This window comes from Kineococcus sp. TRM81007, from assembly GCF_022669155.1.
Taxonomy (GTDB): domain Bacteria; phylum Actinomycetota; class Actinomycetes; order Actinomycetales; family Kineococcaceae; genus Kineococcus.
Map to the genome: position 1 here is coordinate 70512 of NZ_JALBVB010000056.1, position 20005 is coordinate 90516.

Annotated in this window: 18 protein-coding genes; all 18 read left to right on the top strand. The window is 76.4% G+C overall.

Annotated elements, in window-relative coordinates:
* Positions 1–171: 171 nt before the first annotated feature.
* The gene (gene mraZ / locus MN205_RS14525) at positions 172–603 is read left to right on the top strand and encodes a division/cell wall cluster transcriptional repressor MraZ (protein WP_242128527.1); all 432 of its coding nucleotides are present in this window, start codon (positions 172–174) and stop codon (positions 601–603) included.
* Positions 604–783: 180 nt separating this feature from the next.
* Positions 784–1911 carry a 16S rRNA (cytosine(1402)-N(4))-methyltransferase RsmH gene (gene rsmH / locus MN205_RS14530; protein WP_242128528.1) on the top strand — a complete coding sequence of 376 codons (1128 nt, stop codon included), beginning with the start codon at positions 784–786 and terminating at the stop codon, positions 1909–1911.
* On the top strand, positions 1911–2438 hold the full coding sequence (locus tag MN205_RS14535) for a hypothetical protein (RefSeq protein ID WP_242128530.1): 528 nt from the start codon (positions 1911–1913) through the stop codon (positions 2436–2438). Before rsmH ends, MN205_RS14535 begins: the two co-directional genes overlap by 1 nt.
* Before the next feature lie 59 nt (positions 2439–2497).
* The gene (locus MN205_RS14540; RefSeq protein WP_242128532.1) at positions 2498–4360 is read left to right on the top strand and encodes a penicillin-binding protein 2; all 1863 of its coding nucleotides are present in this window, start codon (positions 2498–2500) and stop codon (positions 4358–4360) included.
* 121 nt (positions 4361–4481) lie between these two features.
* A complete protein-coding gene (locus MN205_RS14545) occupies positions 4482–6071 on the top strand; it encodes a UDP-N-acetylmuramoyl-L-alanyl-D-glutamate--2,6-diaminopimelate ligase (RefSeq protein ID WP_242129483.1) in 1590 nt (529 codons plus the stop codon).
* Entirely contained in the window at positions 6068–7501 is a 1434-nt protein-coding gene (gene murF / locus MN205_RS14550; RefSeq protein WP_242128534.1) for a UDP-N-acetylmuramoyl-tripeptide--D-alanyl-D-alanine ligase, read from the top strand. Before MN205_RS14545 ends, murF begins: the two co-directional genes overlap by 4 nt.
* On the top strand, positions 7498–8586 hold the full coding sequence (mraY, locus tag MN205_RS14555) for a phospho-N-acetylmuramoyl-pentapeptide-transferase (protein WP_242128536.1): 1089 nt from the start codon (positions 7498–7500) through the stop codon (positions 8584–8586). Before murF ends, mraY begins: the two co-directional genes overlap by 4 nt.
* Positions 8583–10205: a UDP-N-acetylmuramoyl-L-alanine--D-glutamate ligase gene (murD, locus tag MN205_RS14560; RefSeq protein WP_242128538.1), complete on the top strand. Its 1623-nt coding sequence runs from the start codon at positions 8583–8585 to the stop codon at positions 10203–10205. The genes mraY and murD overlap by 4 nt, the downstream gene beginning before the upstream one ends.
* A 7-nt stretch (positions 10206–10212) precedes the next feature.
* Positions 10213–11526 (top strand): putative lipid II flippase FtsW, encoded by a 1314-nt coding sequence (gene ftsW, locus MN205_RS14565; RefSeq protein WP_242128539.1) that lies wholly within the window; start codon positions 10213–10215, stop codon positions 11524–11526.
* On the top strand, positions 11523–12635 hold the full coding sequence (gene murG, locus MN205_RS14570; protein ID WP_242128541.1) for an undecaprenyldiphospho-muramoylpentapeptide beta-N-acetylglucosaminyltransferase: 1113 nt from the start codon (positions 11523–11525) through the stop codon (positions 12633–12635). Before ftsW ends, murG begins: the two co-directional genes overlap by 4 nt.
* A complete protein-coding gene (murC, locus tag MN205_RS14575) occupies positions 12632–14095 on the top strand; it encodes a UDP-N-acetylmuramate--L-alanine ligase (RefSeq protein ID WP_242128543.1) in 1464 nt (487 codons plus the stop codon). Before murG ends, murC begins: the two co-directional genes overlap by 4 nt.
* A 38-nt stretch (positions 14096–14133) precedes the next feature.
* Positions 14134–15030, top strand: a complete 897-nt coding sequence (locus tag MN205_RS14580; RefSeq protein ID WP_242128545.1) for an FtsQ-type POTRA domain-containing protein — start codon at positions 14134–14136, stop codon at positions 15028–15030.
* Positions 15031–15273: 243 nt separating this feature from the next.
* A complete protein-coding gene (gene ftsZ, locus MN205_RS14585; RefSeq protein ID WP_308220288.1) occupies positions 15274–16686 on the top strand; it encodes a cell division protein FtsZ in 1413 nt (470 codons plus the stop codon).
* A gap of 43 nt (positions 16687–16729) precedes the next feature.
* A complete protein-coding gene (pgeF, locus tag MN205_RS14590) occupies positions 16730–17455 on the top strand; it encodes a peptidoglycan editing factor PgeF (RefSeq protein WP_242128547.1) in 726 nt (241 codons plus the stop codon).
* Positions 17452–18201 (top strand): YggS family pyridoxal phosphate-dependent enzyme, encoded by a 750-nt coding sequence (locus tag MN205_RS14595; protein ID WP_242128550.1) that lies wholly within the window; start codon positions 17452–17454, stop codon positions 18199–18201. Before pgeF ends, MN205_RS14595 begins: the two co-directional genes overlap by 4 nt.
* Before the next feature lie 65 nt (positions 18202–18266).
* Positions 18267–18812, top strand: coding sequence for a cell division protein SepF (locus MN205_RS14600; RefSeq protein ID WP_242128552.1), 546 nt, complete (start codon positions 18267–18269; stop codon positions 18810–18812).
* 105 nt (positions 18813–18917) lie between these two features.
* Positions 18918–19217 (top strand): YggT family protein, encoded by a 300-nt coding sequence (locus MN205_RS14605; protein WP_242128554.1) that lies wholly within the window; start codon positions 18918–18920, stop codon positions 19215–19217.
* Between the two features lie 109 nt (positions 19218–19326).
* Positions 19327–19965, top strand: coding sequence for a DivIVA domain-containing protein (locus MN205_RS14610; RefSeq protein ID WP_242128556.1), 639 nt, complete (start codon positions 19327–19329; stop codon positions 19963–19965).
* Positions 19966–20005 lie beyond the last annotated feature (40 nt).

Here is a 20005-nt window from a genome sequence, read left to right on the forward strand (position 1 = left end):
CCGGGTGGGGCCGGGGCGCCCCACCCGGCCCCACCGCCCTGACCTGCGGCGATGCGCCGGTCGCGCGTTCACGGTGCGTCGCTCCACGTTGACCGTGGAGGAAAGTGGAGTACGGTGGAGGAGAACGGCTCATCAGGGGCCGCTCGGGACCGTCCGTCGGGGGTTGCGGCTGTGTTCCTGGGCACGTACACCCCCCGCCTGGACGACAAGGGGCGGCTGATCCTCCCGGCCAAGTACCGGGAGCAGCTCTCCGACGGACTGGTGATCACCAAGGGGCAGGAGCGCTGCCTCTACCTCTTCCCCATGCAGGAGTTCGAGCGGATGCACGAGGAGCTGCGGCGGGCGCCGCTGACCCGCAAGGAGGCCCGCGACTACCTGCGGGTGTTCCTGTCGGGTGCCTCGGACGAGGTCCCCGACAAGCAGGGGCGCTTCACGGTCCCCCCGATGCTTCGCAGCTACGCCGGGCTCGACCGCGACCTCGCCGTCACGGGCGTCGGGTCCCGGGTGGAGATCTGGGACCTGCCCACCTGGGAGTCCTACCTCGCCGGCGCCGAGCCGGCCTTCTCCGACCAGCGCGAGGAGGTCCTGCCCGGGGTCGTGTGACCCCGATCCCCGGCACCGCCGGGGTGACCGTCGGCCGCGGCCCCCAGCCGCTCCGGACCGGTCCTGACGCCTCTTCCCCGGCGCCAGGCACGGCACCCGCGAGCGGATGGGGACCGGGACCGACGGCGGACGACGGCGACGCCGGCCCCGCGGGCCGGCGGGGGAGCAGAGGTGGGACCGGTGACCGAGGACGCGCAGGCCGCTGCGGTCGCGGCCCGCCACGCCTCGGTGATGCTGCGGCGGTGCACCGACGTGCTCTCACCCGCCCTGCAGCACCCCGGTGCCGTCACCGTCGACGCCACCCTGGGCATGGGTGGTCACGCCGCCGAACTGCTCCGCCTGCACCCGCACCTGCGCCTGGTCGGCATCGACCGCGACCCGCTCGCGCTGGAGCTCGCGGGCCGTCGGCTGGAGGGTTTCGGTGACCGCGTCACGCTCGTGCACGCGGTGCACGACGAACTCCCCGCCGTCCTCGACGACCTCGGTCTGGCGGTCGTCGACGCGGTGTTCTTCGACCTGGGTGTCTCCTCGTTCCAGCTCGACGAGGTGGAACGGGGTTTCTCCTACGCCCGCGACGCTCCGCTGGACATGCGCATGGACCCCGGCGCGCCCACCACCGCCGCCGACGTGCTGAACACCTACCCGCAGGGCGAGCTCGCGCGCGTGCTGCGCGTCTACGGCGAGGAGCGCTTCGCCGGCCGCATCGCTGCCGCCGTGGTGCGCCAGCGCGCCTCCGAACCCTTCCTCGGTTCCGCCCGGCTCGTGGACCTGGTGCGCGAGAACGTGCCTGCCGCCACCAGGCGCACCGGCGGGAACCCGGCCAAGCGCACGTTCCAGGCGCTGCGCATCGAGGTCAACGACGAGTTGCGGGTGGTCGAGCGGGCGCTGCCGGCGGCGTTCGAGCGCCTCGCGCCGGACGGCCGGCTCGCCGTGCTGACGTTCCACTCCCTCGAGGACCGGATCGCCAAGAACGCCCTGCGCCGGTTCACGGAGAGTTCCGCGCCACCGGACCTGCCGTTCCTCCCGCCGGGTTCCGGCCCGCGCGCGGAACCCCTCACGCGCGGCGGCGAGGCACCCGACGAGGAGGAGCTGGCCGCGAATCCCCGGGCCGCGTCGGCGCGCCTGCGCGCGGTGCGCAGACTGCCCGGGGAGGATTCCGGGCAGCGGGGCCGGGCCGTCCCCGGGCGGCCCGCCCGCCGCCACGGGCAGGACAGCCGGGGCGGCGCGGCCGGTGGTCCGCGGGACCGCGGCCGCCGCGGTTCCCCACCCGGCACGAGGCACGGCACGGACGACGGAAGGACCCGGTGATGAGCCAGCCCCTGATCGCGGCCCGGAAGGTTCCGGCCCGCGCTCGCGAGGCGCGCCCGGACACCGGGAACCGGCCGGAACTGCGGGTCGTCGTCCCGCCCGCCGTGCGCCGCCTGCGCCTGCCGCTGCCGGTGGCGTGCGTGCTCCTGCTGAGCCTGGGCCTGTTCGGCCTGCTCATGACGAACATCGCGATCGCCGGTGACGCCTACCGCATCACGGACCTGCGGGTGACCTCCGAGCGGCTCGCCGACCAGCAGCAGGCCGCGGACGAGTCGTTGGCCGCCCAGGCGGCGCCGCAGGCGCTGGCCGAGCGCGCGGCCGGGCTCGGCATGGTCCCCGCGCCGCCCCCCGTGCACCTGACGGAGGAGGGCGTGGTGGGCACGCCCACGGCCGCGCCCTCACCCACGGCGGCCCCCTCCGCGGGGGTGGCCGAGCGCGAGGAGCGGGGGACCGGGCAGGAGGCCGAGCAGGAACCCGCCGGCACGGCGGGGGCCGAACAGCCCGCCGGGGAACCCGCCGCCCGCTGAGCGCCCGTCGCGCCGGGCACCGAACGAGAACCGCTGCACGAACCCGAGAGGTGCCGCTCTTGCCCCGTCCGCCCGCCGCCCGGCGCACCGCACCGCGCACCTCCCGGCGCGCCGCGGCACCCGGCGTCCGCCCCGACCGCCGGTCGCGCGCGTTCGTCATCACGGTCCTGGTGGCGCTCAGCCTGCTGGCCGGCCGGCTGGTGCAGCTGCAGGGCGCCGACGCCGCGGAACTGGCCCAGGCGGCCTTCAACCAGCGGGTGCACACCAGCACCCTGTACGCCCAGCGCGGTGACGTCCTCGACGCGAACGGCACGGTGCTCGCGACGTCGGTGGAGCGGCGCGACGTGGTGGCGGACCCCTCGATCCTCACGAGCTTCAACACCCGTGCCGACGGCACGGCGCGGGAGGAGTCGCTGCCGCAGGGCGCCGCCGGCGCCGCGCGGGTCCTGGCGCCGATCCTCGGCGTGGACGAGGCCGGCCTGACCACCACGCTGACCGGTTCCGGCCCGGACGACCAGTACGCCCTCGTGGCGGTGGGCATCACGCCCGAGCTGTGGCAGCGGGTCTCCGACGCCGACGTCCCCGGCGTCACCTCCGAGCGCACCGCCCAGCGCATCTACCCCAGCGGCAGCGCGGCCTCCACCCTCGTCGGCGTGCTCGGCACCTCTGAGACGAAGGACGGCAAGACGGTCGACCGGCCGCTGTCGGGCCTGGAACTGGCCGAGAACGAGCTGCTGGAGGGCGTCGACGGCCAGGTGCGCTACGAGCGCAGCCTGAGGGGCCAGGAGATCCCGCTCGGCGAGAGCGAGACCACCGAGCCGGTGGACGGGACCTCGCTGCACCTGACGATCGACGCGGACCTGCAGTGGAAGGCCGCCAGCGCCATCGCCGCGCAGGTCGAGGCCACGGGCGCGAAGTCCGGCACGGTCGTGGTGATGGACGCGCAGCAGCGGCTGCTGGCGCTGGCCAGCGCACCCAGCATCGACCCCGCGGACCTGACGAGCTTCACCAACGAGGAGCTGAACAACACCGCCCTGACCGACTCCTTCGAACCGGGTTCCACGGCGAAGGTCATCACCATGGCCGCCGCGCTGGAGGAGGGGACCTCCACGGCCGCCAGCGAGTTCACGGTCCCCGACGAGCTGAAGCGCTCCACCAAGGTCTTCAACGACTCGCACGCGCACGAGGACCAGCAGCTCACGCTCGCCGGGATCCTCGCGGAGTCCAGCAACACCGGCACGATCCTGGCCGGGGAGGAGCTGGACGCGCAGACCCTGTACGAGTACCAGCGCGCGTTCGGCCTGGGCGAGGAGACCGGGATGGACTTCCCCGGTGAGACGGGCGGGATCCTGGCCACGCCGGAGGAGTACTCCGGCACGCAGCGCTACACCGTCATGTTCGGCCAGGGCATGTCGGTGAACGCGGTGCAGGCGGCGTCGGTGTTCGCCACCGTCGCCAACGACGGGGTGCGCGTGCGGCCCTCGCTCATCGCGGGCACCTCCGACCCGGACGGCAACTACCGGGCGGCCGGGGTCCCCGCGGGAACCCGGGTCGTCAGCTCGCAGACGGCCGAGACGTTGCGGGACATGATGCAGGCGGTCGTCAGCGAGGAGGGCACGGCCGCCGGAGCGGACATCCCGGGGTACCTGGTGGCAGGCAAGACCGGTACCGCGCAGCGCTACGACGTCGACTGCGGTTGCTACCGCGGGTACACCGCCTCGTTCATCGGCATGGCTCCCGCCGACGACCCCCAGCTCGTGGTGGCGGTGATCCTGCAGGACCCGAAGACGAACTACTACGGCGGTTCCGCCGCCGGCCCGGTGTTCAAGGACGTCGCCGGTTACGCGCTGCAGCAGCGCGGTGTGGAACCCTCCGGCGACGCGCCGGCCGGCCTGCCCCTGACGTGGGGCGCCGAGGGGTGAGCAACCCCGTGCGCGGGCGCGCGCCGGTGCCGTCCGCGCCGTCCGCCGGGCGGTCCGCCCAACACGCGCGCCGTGCCGTGCAGGGGGCCGCCGTGCGGGCGGGTAACCTCCCAGGGTGCCGATGACCGACGGGCCGGGCGGCGACGACCGACGGCTCTTGACCCTCGTGGACGTGGCGGCCTCCCTCGGCACCGCTGCCCCCCTCCCCGCCGGTGCCGGCGCGCGACCGGTGACCGGGGTGACCCTCGACTCGCGGCGCGTGAACCCCGGGGACGTCTACGCCGCGCTGCCGGGCGCCAACGTGCACGGCGCGCGCTTCACCGAGCAGGCCGTCGCCGCCGGTGCCGTCGCCGTGCTGACCGATCCCCCCGGTGCCGGCCAGGCGGGCGCCGCCGGGGTCCCGGTGCTCGTCGTCGACGACCCGCGCGCGGTGCTGGGCGAGCTGGCAGCCCGCGTGCACGGCCGTCCCGGTGAGCGGCTGGTCACCGTCGGGGTGACGGGCACGAACGGCAAGACGACCACGGCCTACCTCGTGGAGGCCCTCCTGCGCCGCGCCGGGTGGACGACCGGTCTGCTCGGCACCGTGGAGACGCGCGTGGCCGGGCAGCGGGTGAGCAGCGTGCGCACCACGCCGGAGGCGCCGGACCTGCACGCCCTGCTGGGACGGATGGTGGCCGCCGGTGTGCGCGGGTGCGCGCTGGAGGTCTCCAGCCACGCGCTGGCGCTGCACCGCGTCGACGGCCTGGTGGTGGACGTGGCGGTCTTCACCAACCTCAGCCGCGACCACCTGGACTTCCACGGCTCGATGGAGGCGTACTTCGAGGCCAAGGCGAGCCTGTTCACGCCCGCCCGCGCCCGCCGCGGCGTCGTCGCCGTGGACGACCCGTGGGGTCGTCGCCTGGCGTCCGCCGCCGGTGTGCCGGTGACCACGGTGCGCACGGGGGTGGGTACCGGGGACGACGCGGGTGGTGGGGACGCGGACTGGGTGGTGCGCGACCTGCGTCCCGGCCGGGACGGCAGCACCTTCCGCCTCGTGGCCGCCGACGGCGCCGAGCTGCACCTGAGCTGCCCCCTGCCCGGCGACTTCAACGCCGCCAACGCCGCGCTGGCCGCGGTGGCCGCGCTGGCCGCGGGGCTGACGCCGCAGCAGGTCGAGGAGGGGCTGCGCACCGCCGAGGGGGTGCCGGGCCGCCTGGAGCGGGTGGTCACCGGCGCGCCCGGCGAGCCGCTCGTCGTGGTCGACTACGCCCACAGCCCCGACGCGCTCGAGCGGGTGCTGGCCGCCCTGCGGCCGCTGACCACCGGCCGGCTCGCCGTCGTGCTGGGTGCCGGCGGCGACCGCGACCGCGCCAAGCGCCCCCTCATGGGGGCCGCCGCGTCCCGCGGCGCGGACCTCGTCGTCGTCACCGACGACAACCCCCGCTCCGAGGTGCCCGCCGCGATCCGCGCCGCGGTGCTGTCCGGGACCGCCGGCGGCGGCGCCGAGGTGCTGGAGGTGCCGGACCGGCGCGAAGCGGTGCGCGCGGCCCTGGAGCGCTGCGCCGGGCCCGGCGACACGGTGCTGCTGGCCGGCAAGGGGCACGAGACGGGGCAGGAGGCCGCCGGCGTCGTCGTCCCCTTCGACGACCGCGCGGTGGCCGCCGAGGAACTGCGCCGCCGGGCCGGGGCGCCCGAGCGGTCGAGCACGAGTGCAGCTGGAGGTGGGTCGTGATCGCGCTGACCGCGGCGGAGGTGGTGGAGCTGACCCGGGGCCGGCTCGCCGCCGGTGCCGCGACCGTCCTCGTGGACGGGCCGGTGGTGGTGGACTCGCGCCGCGCGGCTCCCGGGGCGCTGTTCGTGGCCCTGCCGGGTGCCCGCGTCGACGGGGCCGACCACGCCGCCGCGGCGGTGGCCGCCGGGGCGGTGCTCGTGCTCGCCCAGCGCCCGGTCCAGGTGCCCGACGGCACCGCCGTCGTCCTCGTCGAGGACGGGGTGGCGGCCCTGGGCCGCCTGGCCGCCGGCGTCCTGGAGCGCCTGCGCGCCGACGGGGGCGGTCCGCGCGTGGTGGGGGTCACCGGCTCGGCCGGCAAGACCACCACGAAGGACCTGCTCGCCGCGGTGCTCGCGCCGCTGGGTCCGGTCGTGGCCCCCAGCGGCAGCTTCAACAACGAGGTCGGCGCCCCGCTGACGGTGCTGCGCGCCGACGCCGGCACCGCCGCGCTCGTCGTGGAGATGGGCGCGCGCGGCGCCGGGCACATCGCCGCCCTGTGCCGCCTGGCGCGCCCGGCCACCGGGGTCGTGCTCAACGTGGGTGCCGCGCACGCGGGGGAGTTCGGGTCCCTGGAGGCCACGGCCGCGGCCAAGGGCGAGCTCGTCGAGGCGCTGCCCGCCGACGGGCTGGCGGTGCTCAACGCCGACGACGCGCGCGTGGCCGCGATGGCCTCGCGCACCACCGCGCGCACGCTCACCTTCGGCCTCGGCCCGGGTGCGGACGTGCGCGCGGAGGACGTGCGCACCGACGAGCTGGCCCGTCCCGCCTTCACGCTGCGCACCGCCACCGGCAGCGCCGAGGTGCGCCTGCGGCTGCACGGCGAGCACCAGGTCCCCAACGCCCTGGCCGCCGCCGCCGTCGCGCTGGAGCTGGGCGTGGGTCTGGACGACGTCGCCGCGGCCCTGTCCACCGCCGAGGCCGCCAGCCCCGGGCGCATGCAGGTCGTCCAGCGCCCCGACGGCGTCACCGTCGTGCACGACGCCTACAACGCCAACCCGGACTCGGTGCGCGCCGCGCTGAAGGCCCTGGTGGGCATGGCTGGCGGGCGGCGCACCTGGGCGGTGCTGGGGGAGATGCTGGAACTGGGGCTGGCATCGCGGGACGAGCACGACGCGGTGGGCCGCTTCGCGGTGCGCCTGGACGTCTCCAAGCTCCTCGTGGTCGGTTCCGGTGCGCGCCCGGTCTACACGGGCGCCGTCATGGAGGGTTCCTGGGGGGACGAGGCCGCCTTCGCCGCGGACGCGGAGGAGGCCGGCGCTCTCCTGGCCGAGCAGCTGCGCCCCGGGGACGTGGTCCTCGTCAAGGCGTCCAACGGCGCGGGCCTGGGTCGGCTGGCCGAGCGGCTGCTCGCCGGCGGGGGCACCGTCGCGTCGAACGGGAGCGGCTCGTGAGGGCGGTCCTCGTCGCCGGGGCCGTCTCGCTCGTCGTGGCGCTGTTCGGCACCCCGCTGTACATCCGCTGGTTGGTGCGCCGCGGCTACGGGCAGTTCGTCCGCGACGACGGCCCCACCAGCCACCACACCAAGCGGGGCACCCCCACGATGGGCGGCGCCGTCATCATCCTCGCCGCGCTGCTGGCCTACGGCGCCGCGCACCTGTTCACCGGGGCGCCGGTGACGGCCTCGGGCCTGCTGGTGCTGCTCCTGATGACCGGGCTCGGGGTCGTCGGGTTCCTCGACGACTTCCTGAAGATCTCCCGCAAGCAGAGCCTGGGGCTGCGCGCGCGCTCCAAGCTCGTCGGGCAGGGGATCGTCGGCGTCGCGTTCGCGGTGCTGGCGCTGCAGTTCCCCGACGACGACGACCTGACGCCGGCGTCGATGCACGTCTCCTTCCTGCGGGACATCGACTTCCTGGACCTGGCGTTCGCCGGGGCCGCCGTCGGCACGGTGCTGTTCGTGCTGTGGGCGCTGTTCATCACCTCCGCCATCAGCAACGGGGTGAACCTCACCGACGGCCTGGACGGCCTGGCCACCGGCGCGACGACCCTGGTGCTGGCTGCGTACGTGCTCATCTGCACGTTCCAGTCGAACCAGAACTGCAACACGCTGACGGAGTTCGAGGCGCGCTGCTACGAGGTGCGCGACCCGCGCGACCTCGCCGTGGTCGCCGCCGCCGTCATGGGCGCCTGCTTCGGGTTCCTGTGGTGGAACGCCTCCCCGGCGAAGATCTTCATGGGCGACACCGGTTCCCTCGCCCTGGGCGGCGCGCTCGCCGGGCTGGCGATCCTCTCGCGCACCCAGCTGCTGCTGGTCCTGCTGGGCGGGCTGTTCGTCATCATCACGCTGTCGGTGGTCATCCAGGTCGGTTCCTTCAAGACGACCGGCAAGCGGGTGTTCCGCATGGCGCCGCTGCAGCACCACTTCGAGCTCGCCGGGTGGGGCGAGGTCACCATCGTCATCAGGTTCTGGATCATCGCGGGGTTGTTCGTGTCGCTGGGTCTCGGTGTCTTCTACGCGCAGTGGGTGGTCGGGGCGTGAGCGCCGCGACGAACGTCCTCGACGGCTGGCTGGGCAACCCCGCCCCGCGCGCCGCCGACACCGACCGCGTCCGCGCCCTTCGGCACGCCGGTTCCCCGTGGGCGGGGCTGCGCACCCTCGTCGCGGGGGTGGGCACCTCCGGGTTCGCCGCGGCGGACGCCCTGCTGGAGGCGGGCGCCGAGGTGGTCGTGGTGGACGCCGGCACCGGCGAGGCGCAGCGCGAGCGCGCCGACCTGCTCGAGGTGCTCGGCGCCGAGGTCCTGCTGGGACCTGCGCACGTGCAGGCGCCGCCACGGCCCTGGGGCGGCTTCGACCTCGTCGTCACCTCGCCCGGCTGGCGCCCGGACGCACCGCTGCTCGTGGGCGCGGCCCTGGCCGGCGTGCCGGTGTGGGGGGAGGTGGAGCTGGGCTGGCGGATGCGGCCCGACCCCGCCTCGGGCGCTCTCGTGGCGCCGTGGCTGACCCTGACGGGCACCAACGGCAAGACGACGACCGTGGAGCTGACCGCAGAGGTGCTGCGGGCCGCCGGGCTGCGCGCCACCTCCGCGGGCAACGTCGGAACCCCCCTCGTGGAGGCGCTGCGCCACCCGCACGGCTTCGAGGTGCTGGCCGTGGAGCTGTCCAGCTACCAGCTGCACTGGCTGTCCACCGACACGCAGGCGTCGCTGCGGCCGCTGGCCAGCGCCGTGCTCAACGTCGCCCCCGACCACCTGGACTGGCACGGCTCGATGGACGCGTACGCGCACGCCAAGGGCCGCGTCTACGAGAACACCGAGGTCGCGTGCGTCTACAACGCCGCCGACCCGCGCACCGAGGAGCTGGTGCGCGAGGCGGACGTCGTCGAGGGGGCGCGCGCGATCGGGTTCGCCCGGCAGGCGCCGCGGGTCGGCATGCTCGGCCTCGTCGGGGACGTCCTGGCCGACCGGGCGTTCGTCGAGCAGCGGCGCACCAGCGCCGCGGAGCTGTGCTCCCTGGCGGACCTGCGCCCCGACGGCTCGGACACGCCGGTGCCGCCGCACGCTGTCGACAACGTCCTGGCCGCCGCGGCGCTGGCCCGCGCGTTCGGCGTCCCCCAGGTCGCCGTGCGCGACGGGGTGCGCGCCTTCACCCCGGCCCCGCACCGGGTGCAGACCGTCGCCGAGCACGCCGGGGTGCGCTGGGTGGACGACTCCAAGGCCACCAACGCGCACGCCGCCGAGGCCTCGCTGCGCGCCTTCGAGGGCGTGGTCTGGGTCGCCGGTGGCCTGGCCAAGGGTGCCCGCTTCGACGACCTCGTGACCGCCACGGCCGGCCGGCTGCGCGCCGCGGTCCTCATCGGCGCCGACCGGGCGCTGCTGCGCGAGGCGCTGGCCCGACACGCCCCCGACGTCCCCGTCGTGGAGGTCGACCTCGCCCAGACTGGCGCCGTGCCCACGCCGACCCCGACCGCCCAGGAGCGGGACGCGCACGCCGGCGCCCTCATGGACGCCGTCGTCGAGCGCGCCGCCGCGCTGGCCCGCCCCGGCGACACGGTGCTGCTGGCGCCGGCGTGCGCCTCCATGGACCAGTTCACCGACTACGGCCACCGCGGCGACCTCTTCGCGGCCGCGGTGCGCCGCCGCACCGGCCGGGAGGGCTGAGGTGGCCGTGAACACCGCCGTGAACACCGCTGCGGGCACCGCCGGGCGCGCCGGTGGCCGCGCGCAGGGCTGGCGACGGCCGGCGTGGCTGGAAGTCACGGGGGAGTGGGCCCGCGAACGCCTGCGGCTGCTGGACTCGCCGCTGGCGACCCACCACGTCCTGCTGGCGACGACGTCGCTGCTGGTGGTCATCGGCCTGGTCATGGTGCTCTCCAGCTCCAGCGTGGAGTCGCTGGAGGACAACGGCTCGCAGTTCACCTACTTCAAGAGCCAGGCCACGTTCGCCGTGCTGGGCGCGCTGGTCCTGGTGGTCGCCAGCCGGGTGCCCGCGACCGCCTGGCGCCGGCTGGCGCTGCCCGCGCTCGCCGGTGCCGCGCTGCTGCAGCTGCTGGTGTTCGTGCCGGGCATCGGCCACGCCGTCAACGGCAACCGCAACTGGATCCGCGTGGCGGGGCTGTCGGCGCAGCCGTCGGAGGCCGCGAAGGTCGCGCTCGTGCTGGCCTGCTCGCTGGCCCTGGCCCGCAAGCGCGACCGCCTGCACGAGCCCGGCCAGCTCGTCGGTGCGCTCCTGCCGTCGGTGACGGCGACCATCGGCCTGGTGCTGCTCGCCCGCGACCTCGGCACCGCCCTGGTCATGATGTTCATCGTCGTGGCGATGCTGTGGACGGCCGGGGTGCCGGGGCGCTTCTTCGCGCTCGCGGGCGGTGCGGGTGCCGCGCTGGTCGCCGCGCTCGTCGTCACGAGCGAGAACCGGATGCGGCGCGTGCAGGACTGGCTGACCGGGACTGCCACGTCCGGTGTGGAGATCCAGGGGGCGAGCTGGCAGCCCGTGCAGGGCCAGTACGCCCTCGCCTCCGGGGGCTGGTGGGGCCTGGGCCTGGGCGCCAGCCGCGAGAAGTGGCAGTGGCTGCCCGAGGCCCACAACGACTTCATCTTCGCGATCATCGGCGAGGAGCTCGGCCTGCCCGGCACGCTCGTGGTGCTGGTCCTGTTCGCGGTCCTCGCCCTGGCCGCGCTGCGGCTCGTGCGCCGCTCGGCCGACCTGTTCACCAAGTTCGCCGTCACCGGCTTCGCCGCCTGGATCCTGGGGCAGGCCTGCCTGAACATCGGCGTGGTCCTCGGCGTCCTGCCCGTCATCGGCGTGCCGCTGCCGTTCATCTCCCACGGCGGAACCGCGCTCGTGGTGGCCCTGCTCGCGGTGGGGATCCTGCTGTCCTTCGCGCGCGCCGAGCCCGGCGCCCCGGAGGCCCTGAGAGCGCGCGAGTCCGTCGTCGCGCGGTCCCTGGCCGTGCTGCCCCGGCGGGTCAGGAGGTCGCGGTGAAGGTCCTGCTCGCCGGTGGTGGGACCGCCGGCCACGTCGCTCCGCTCCTGGCCACCGCCGACCGGTTGCGCCGGCGCGACGCCGCGGCGCAGGTACTGGTGCTCGGCACCGCCGAGGGCCTGGAGGCCCGCCTCGTGCCCGAGCGCGGCTACCGCATGGCCGTGGTGCCGCGCGTGCCGCTGCCCCGCCGGCCGTCAGCGGACCTGCTGCGCCTGCCCGGCCGGCTGCGCGCCGCCGTGGCCGCGGCCCAGCGGGCGATCGAGGAGGTCGGCGCGGACGTCGTGGTGGGCTTCGGCGGCTACGTCGCCACCCCGGCGTACCTGGCCGCCCGTCGCGCCCGCGTGCCCGTCGTGGTGCACGAGCAGAACTCCCTGCCGGGCATCGCCAACCGGCTCGGGGCCCGCTGGGCCCGCCACGTCGCAGTGACCTTCCCCGGCACGCCCCTACCCCGGGCCGTGCACACGGGCATGCCGCTGCGCGCGGAGGTCGTCGAGCTGGCCCGCGCCGGTGACCGCGCTGCGCTGCGGCGCGAGGCCCGCGCCCGCCTCGGGCTGGACCCGGACGCGCCCACGCTGCTCGTCACCGGCGGCTCGCTGGGCGCGCAGCGGATCAACGACGTCCTCGGCTCCGCGTCCGCGGACCTGCTGGCCGCCGGGGTGCAGGTGCTGCACGCCGCCGGGCGCGGCAAGGAGGTGCCGCTGGCGCCGGGCACCGACCCCGCCCGCTACGTCGTGCGCCCCTACCTCGACGACATGGCCACCGCCTACGCCGCGGCCGACCTCGTCCTGTGCCGCAGCGGTGCGGGGACGGTCAGCGAGCTGACCGCGCTGGGCCTGCCGGCGGTGTACGTGCCGCTGCCGATCGGCAACGGCGAGCAGCGCCGCAACGCGGAGGCCGTCGCCGCCGCGGGCGGCGGGCTCCTCGTGCCGGACGCCGAGCTGGACGCCGGCTTCGTGCGTGAGCGCGCGCTGCCGCTGCTGACCGACCCGGCGGCGCTGTCCGCCTCCGCGGCCGCCTCCGCCGCCTTCGGGGTCCTCGACGGCGACGAGCGGCTGGCGGCGCTGGTGGCCCAGGCCGCCGGGGAGCGCCCGGTCGGGGACGCCGCGTGAGCGCCCCGGGGCCGGTGCCCGTCGCCGAGCTCGGCCGCGTGCACCTGCTGGGCATCGGCGGCGTCGGCGTCTCCGGCGTCGCGCGGTTGCTGCTGGCCCGCGGCGTGGTCGTCTCCGGCAGCGACGCCGCCGACTCCGAGGTGCTGCGGCGCCTGGCCGCCCTGGGCGCGCGCGTCGCCGTCGGCCACGACGCCGCGCACCTGGGCGACCTCGGCCCGGGCGACACCCTCGTCGTCAGCACCGCGGTGCGCCCGGGCAACCCCGAGCTGGTCGCCGCGCGCGAGCGCGGGATGCGCGTGCTGCACCGCTCCGAGGCCCTGGCCGCGCTCATGGTGGGCCGGCGCGGTGTGGCGGTGGCGGGGACCCACGGCAAGACCACGACGTCCTCGATGCTGGCCGTGGCGCTCCTGGAGGCCGGGCTGGACCCGGGCTACGCCATCGGGGGGGAGCTGACCGGCGGCAGCGACGGGGGAGCGCGGGACGGCTCCGGCCCCTTCGTGGCCGAGGCCGACGAGTCCGACGGCTCCTTCCGCGCCTACGCGCCCGTGGTGGACGTCGTGACGAACGTCGAACCGGACCACCTGGACCACTACGGCACCGCCGAGGCGGTGGCGCTGGCGTTCGAGGACTTCGTGCAGCGCCTGCAGCCGGGAGGCGTGCTCGTCGCTTGCGCGGACGACGCCGGTTCCGTGCGCCTGGCCGAGTTCGCCCGGCAGGCGGGTGTGCGGGTGCGCACCTACGGCACCCACCCCGACGCGGACGTGCGGTTGTCCGGCGTGGACGTCTCCGGCCCCCGGCCGAGCGCGCTGGTGCACGTCGACGTCGACGCCGACGAGGCGGACGACGGGCACGCGTTGCCGCTGCGGCTGGCCGTGCCCGGGCTGCACAACCTGCGCAACGCGGTGGGCGCGTTCGCCGCCGCGCTCGAGCTGGGGGCCGAGCCGGTCCCCGTGCTGCGCGCGCTGGAGGGCTTCGGCGGGGCCCGGCGCCGCTTCGAGCACCGTGGGGCCGCCGGCGGCGTGCGCGTGGTGGACGACTACGCGCACCACCCCACCGAGGTGGAGGCCCTGCTGCGCGCCGCCCGCCCGGTGGCCGGGGACGGGCGCGTCGTCGTGGCCTTCCAGCCGCACCTGGTCAGCCGCACCCGGGCCTTCGCCGACGAGTTCGGCCGCGCCCTGGCCCTGGCGGACGAGGTGGTCGTCCTGGACGTGTACGTGGCCCGCGAGGATCCGGACCCGGCCGTGACCGGCGAGCTGGTCGCCCGGGCCGTGCCGCTGCCGCCCGAGAGCGTGACGTTCGCCGGCGACCGCGCCGGTGCGGCGCGGACCGTGGTCGAGCGCCTGCGGCCCGGCGACCTGCTGCTGACGGTCGGTGCCGGCGACGTCACCCGCCTGGGGCCGGAGGTGCTCGACCTGCTCGCCGCGCGCTCCGCGGCCGGGCCGGGGACGGGGGAGCCGTGACCCGGCCCACCCGGCCCCGCCGCCCACCGGCGCCCCCCGTGCCCGCGGTCCCGGCGCGCACGCCCCAGCAGCGCACGGGCGGCAGCGCCCAGCGGCGCCGGGCCGTGCGTGCGGCGGCCCCGCGACCGGGCGCGCGCCCTCCCCGCGACAGCGGGCGCCCGGCGGCCCGCGGCGCCCAGTCGCGCGGCGGTGCGCGGGTCGCGGACCTCACCGGCCGCCTGGCGCGCCGCGGTGCGCTGCCCCGGCCCGGACGCCGCACCGCGCTGGTCGCGGCGGTGCTCGCCGCGCTCCTGGCCGCGCTGGCGTGGGTGGCGTTCGGTTCGCCGTGGCTGCGGGTGGAGCAGGTCCGCGTGGTGGGTGCCTCGCGGACCGCGCCCGAGCGGGCCACGGCCCTGGTGGGGGAGCTGCGGGGCGAGGCGCTGGCGTCGGTGGACACCGCTGAGGTGGCGCGCCGGGTGGCCGGCGGCCTGCCGCTGGTGGCCTCGGTGGACGTGGAGCGCGCGTGGCCCTCGACCCTCCTCGTGCGCCTGCACGAGCGGCGGGCGGTCGCGGCGGTGCCGTCGACCACCGGCGGGGTGGACCTCGTGGACGCCGACGCCCGGGTCCTGCAGCACGCCGGGGCGGCGCCGGCGGGCGTGCCGCTGCTGAGCGTCGACGTCGAGCGCTCGCGGCCGGGGACGTTGCGCGCGGCCCTGGCCGTCAACGGCGCGCTGCCGGACGACGTGCGTTCCCGGGTGGCGTCCATCACGGCGCAGAGCCCGGACTCGGTGGTGCTGCAGCTGACCGACGGGCCGTCGGTGGTGTGGGGCGACGCGGGCCGGCCCGAGCGCAAGGCGCAGGTCCTGCTGCGGCTGCTGGCGGACCCGGCCGCTTCGACGGCGGCCGCGATCGACGTCTCGGCGCCGGACGCGCCGGCGGTGCGGCCGGCGGCGTGACCACGTCCGGTGCCCGTGGTGGCGCTGAGGGGACCCTGCGCTGAACGGGTGGTTGCCCCTTCCGGGCGGTGCGCCCGCGCGACACGCCGGGCCGCTAGTTGCACGTCGGCCCTCCGGCTCCCTACGGTCACCCACCAGCAGGAAATGACATAACGTTAACCCTCTACCTGAGGGTCAGCGTTTGACCGGGAACGGCCGGCCGGTCCCGGGCGGCATCGGCGAAAGAGGCGAGAGGCACTCCACGTGGCAGCTCCGCAGAACTACCTAGCGGTCATCAAGGTCGTCGGCGTCGGCGGCGGCGGGGTGAACGCGGTCAACCGGATGATCGAGGTCGGCCTCAAGGGCGTCGAGTTCATCGCCGTCAACACCGACGCGCAGGCGCTGCTCATGAGCGACGCCGACGTCAAGCTCGACGTCGGCCGCGAGCTCACCCGCGGCCTGGGCGCCGGCGCGGACCCCGAGGTGGGCCGCAAGGCCGCCGAGGACCACGCCGAAGAGATCGAGGAGGTGCTCAAGGGCGCCGACATGGTCTTCGTCACCGCCGGCGAGGGCGGTGGCACCGGCACCGGCGGCGCGCCCGTCGTGGCCCGCATCGCCCGCTCCCTGGGCGCCCTGACGATCGGCGTGGTCACCCGGCCCTTCACCTTCGAGGGCCGCCGCCGCGCCAACTCGGCCGAGTCCGGCATCGCCGAGCTGCGCGACGAGGTGGACACCCTCATCGTCATCCCCAACGACCGGCTGCTGTCCATCAGCGACAAGCAGGTCAGCATCCTGGACGCCTTCAAGTCCGCCGACCAGGTCCTCCTCTCCGGTGTCCAGGGCATCACGGACCTCATCACCACCCCGGGTCTGATCAACCTGGACTTCGCCGACGTCAAGTCCGTCATGCAGGGCGCCGGCAGCGCCCTCATGGGCATCGGCTCGGCCCGCGGGGACGACCGCGCCGTGCAGGCCGCCGAGAGCGCCATCTCCTCGCCCCTGCTGGAGGCGAGCATCGACGGCGCCCACGGCGTGCTGCTGTCCATCCAGGGCGGCTCGGACCTGGGCCTGTACGAGATCAACGAGGCCGCTCGCCTGGTGCAGGAGGCCGCGCACCCCGAGGCCAACATCATCTTCGGCGCCGTCATCGACGACGCCCTGGGCGACGAGGTGCGCGTCACCGTCATCGCCGCGGGCTTCGACAGCGGCAGCCCCGTGCGCTCGCGCGGCGAGCGCACGGCGGGCCAGGTCCCCGGCGGGCGCGCCGCCCCGGCCGCCCCCGGCGTCCCGCCGCGTGCGCCGCGCCCGGAGCCGTGGCAGCAGCAAGCGCCCGCTGCGCCGCCGCAGGCCCCGCAGCAGCAGCCGGCTCCGCAGTACGCGCCGCCGCAGTACGCGCAGCACGCCCCGCAGCAGCAGGCCCCGGCTGCCCCGCAGCAGCAGCAGCCGGCTCCGCAGTACGCCCAGCAGGCGCCGGAGCAGCCCGCTCCGCAGTACGCGCAGCAAGCGCCGCAGCAGGGCGCGCAGCCCGTGCAGCACCAGCCGCAGATGGTGCCGGGCGAGGACCCGGTCCAGGTGCCGCGCATCATCGAGCTGCCCAACGACACCGCGGGCGTGCGCCGCCCCGGCCGGCCGCGGCCGGAGGAGGACGACCTCGACGTGCCCGACTTCCTCAAGTGAGCCGCCGTCCCGCGCGGCCCGCGCCGCGCGGGACGCGGTCCCCGTGAGCGTCGCGCACGTCCCGCTGCTGGACGCCGGCCTGCCGGCCGGCGTCCGCGGCGGGTTCACCACCCGCGCCGGCGCCGCCGGGGACGGCCCCTTCGCGGGCCTCAACCTCGGTGACCACGTCGGGGACGATCCGGCCCGGGTGGCCGGCCACCGCGCCGCCCTGCGCCGTGCGGTGGGTGCCGACGCGCTCGTCGTGCCGGTGCAGGTGCACGGCGCCGACGTCGTGGAGGTGGACGAGGTCCCCCTCGAGGCGCCGCACGCCGATGCCCTGGTGACCCGCCGGCGCGGCCTGGCCCTGGCCGTGGTGGTGGCCGACTGCGTACCCGTGCTCCTGGCCGACCCCTCCGCGGGGGTGGTGGCGGTGGCGCACGCGGGCCGTCCCGGCCTGGTGGCCGGGGTGGTGCCCGCCGTCCTCGCCGCCATGCGCGCCGCCGGTGCCCGTGACGTGCGTGCGGCGCTGGGACCGGCCGTGTGCGGCTCGTGCTACGAGGTGCCGCGCGAGATGGCCGACGAGGTCGCCGCCGCCGTCCCCGAGGCCCGGGCCACGACCCGCTGGGGCACCTGCTCGGTGGACGTGCCCGCCGGGGTGCTCGCCCAGCTCGCGCGGGCGGGGGTGCCGGCGAGCGGGCCGGGTCCGTGCACGCTGGAGGGTGCGGACCTCTACTCCTACCGGCGCGACGGCGTGACCGGCCGCAGCGCCGGAGCGGTGGTGCTGGCGTGAGCACCTCCTCGGCCGCGGAGGGGGGCGGTGGTGCCCGCGCCGCGCAGCTCGCCGACCGGCTGGGGCGGTTGCGCGAGCGGGTGGCGGCCGCGGCCGCCGCAGCGGGCCGCGACCCGGGCGGGCTGACCGTCGTGGTCGTCACGAAGTTCTTCCCCGTCGCGGACGTGCAGGCCCTCGCCGGCCTGGGCGTGCTCGACGTCGGCGAGAGCCGCGACCAGGAGGCGTCCGCGAAGGCGGCTGCGCTCGCGGCTGCGCACCCGGAGCTGCGCTGGCACTTCGTCGGCCAGCTCCAGACGAACAAGGCCCGCTCCGTGGCCCGCTACGCCTCGGCCGTGCACTCGGTGGACCGCGTGCGCCTGGCGCGGGCCCTCGCAGCGGGTGCCGCGGCCGCCGGGCGCGAGGTGGACTGCTTCGTGCAGGTGGACCTGGCCGCCGCTCTCGGCGGGCCGGCCGACCCCGCCCGGGGGGGCGCCGCCGGCGACGACGTGCTGCACGTGGCGGACGCGGTCGCCGCGGCCGTTGGGCTGCGCCTGGCCGGGCTGATGGCCGTCGCCCCGCGCGGGCAGGACCCCGCACGGGCCTTCGCCGAGCTGGCGGCCGTCGCCGAGCGCGTGCGCCGCGCGCACCCCGGTGCGGTCGCGCTGTCGGCCGGCATGAGCGGGGACCTGGAGGCGGCGGTGGCGGCGGGGGCGACACACCTGCGTGTCGGGAGCGCGGTCCTGGGCACGCGTCCGGGTGCGCGGTAACGTCGCCGACGCCGGGCGCCCGCCGCGGCGACACCCCACGACCGGACACACCCGAGGAGACTGCGATGTCTGGCGCACTGCGCAACGCGATGGTCTACCTCGGCCTCGCCGAGGACGACCGCTACGCCGAGGACCCGGAGGCCGAGCCCGCCCGTGAGCGGGTGGAGGCGGTGCGCGGGGCGCACGCCGCGCCGCGGCCCGAGCCCCGCTCCGAGGTGCGTCCGGTCGACCACACTCCGGTCGCGGAGCGCCGCGCGGAGACCACGGGTCAGGTGACCCCGATCAGGAGGCAGGTGGCGCACGTGGTGCCGCAGGTCAGCAGCGCTCCCGAACTGCACCGGATCACGACGATCCACCCCCGCACGTACAACGAGGCCAAGACCATCGGCGAGAGCTTCCGCGACGGCGTTCCGGTGATCATGAACCTCACCGACATGGACGACTCGGACGCCAAGCGGCTGGTCGACTTCTCCGCCGGCCTGGTGTTCGGTCTGCACGGCTCCATCGAGCGCGTGACGAACAAGGTCTTCCTGCTGTCGCCGCAGAACGTCGAGGTGGCCTCGCAGGAGGAGGAGCACCCCGCCGAGCGGACCTTCTTCAACCAGTCCTGACGCCGCCGCCGCTCCCGGTGCGCGGCGCGGGGTGGCGGTGTGTCGTTCCGGTGGACACGGGGCGTGGTGGGCGTGGCGGGGGCCGGCGTCAGGCAGGATGTGTGGGTGGCCCTCGTCTTCTCGCTCTTGTACCTCGTCGTGCTCCTGTTCTTCCTCTGCCTCATCGCGCGCCTGGTCCTGGACTGGGTGCAGGTCCTGGCCCGCGAGTGGCGTCCCCGCGGCGTGGTGCTGGTCGGTGCCGAGGCCGTCTACACCGTGACCGACCCGCCCCTGAAGGTGCTGCGCCGGGTCCTGCCGCCGCTGCGGTTGGGGGCCGTGCAGCTGGACCTCGCCTTCCTGGTGCTCGCCATCGTCTGCTCCCTGCTGCTGGGCGTGCTGAACACCGCCGCGGCGAGCGCCGCCTGACGCCTCGCGGCCACCTGCGCCGCGAGGCGATCCCCCGGCGCGGGGCGGTCCGCTACGGTGCTGCCCGTGCGCCGTCCGGCCGGGGCGGCCGTCGACAGAGGTGAGCCCCATGCCGCTGAGCCCGGAGGACGTCGTCGAGAAGCGCTTCAACCCCACGCGGGTGCGGGAGGGGTACGCGCAGGACGAGGTGGACGACTTCCTCGACGAGGTCGTCGCCGAGCTGCGGCGCTTGAACGCGGAGAACGACGAGCTGCGCTCGCAGCTGCAGCAGTGCCGCGCCCGGGTGGCCGAGCTGTCCGGTGAGGAACCCGCCCCCGTCGAGGTCGCCGAGCAGGGTCCCGCGGGGAGCGTCGAGCGGCCCGCCGAGCAGGCCCCGGCCGCTCAGCCGGTCGCGGCGGGTGCTGCGGTCGCGGGGGCGGAGGGTTCCCCGGCGGGGCAGGCCGCCGGCGTGATCGCCCTGGCCCAGCGCCTGCACGACGAGTACGTCCGCGAGGGCGAGCAGCAGCGCGACGCCCTGCTGGCGGCGGCCCGCGAGCGGGCGGAGCGCACGGTGGCGGAGGCGCAGGCGCAGCGCGAACGCACCCTGGAGGAGCTGCAGGGGCGTCAGCGCTCGCTGGAGGAGGCCATCGCGCAGCTGCACGGCCGTGAGAGCGCCTACCGCGAGCACCTGGAGGCGTTCATGGCCGGTCAGCTGGAGGAGCTGCGCCGCGCCGGTCGCGTCGTCCCGGAGGACGCCGTGCCGCGCTGAGCGGTTCCCGCCGCACCACCGACGTGCCACCACCCCGACG

Excerpts from the sequence above, each read along its gene's own strand:
- MN205_RS14535 (WP_242128530.1), top strand. The coding sequence starts at position 1,911 with ATGAGCCAGCCCCTGATCGCGGCCCGGAAGGTTCCGGCCCGCGCTCGC.
- MN205_RS14545 (WP_242129483.1), top strand. The coding sequence starts at position 4,482 with ATGACCGACGGGCCGGGCGGCGACGACCGACGGCTCTTGACCCTCGTG.
- MN205_RS14600 (WP_242128552.1), top strand. The coding sequence starts at position 18,267 with ATGTCTGGCGCACTGCGCAACGCGATGGTCTACCTCGGCCTCGCCGAG.
- MN205_RS14610 (WP_242128556.1), top strand. The coding sequence starts at position 19,327 with ATGCCGCTGAGCCCGGAGGACGTCGTCGAGAAGCGCTTCAACCCCACG.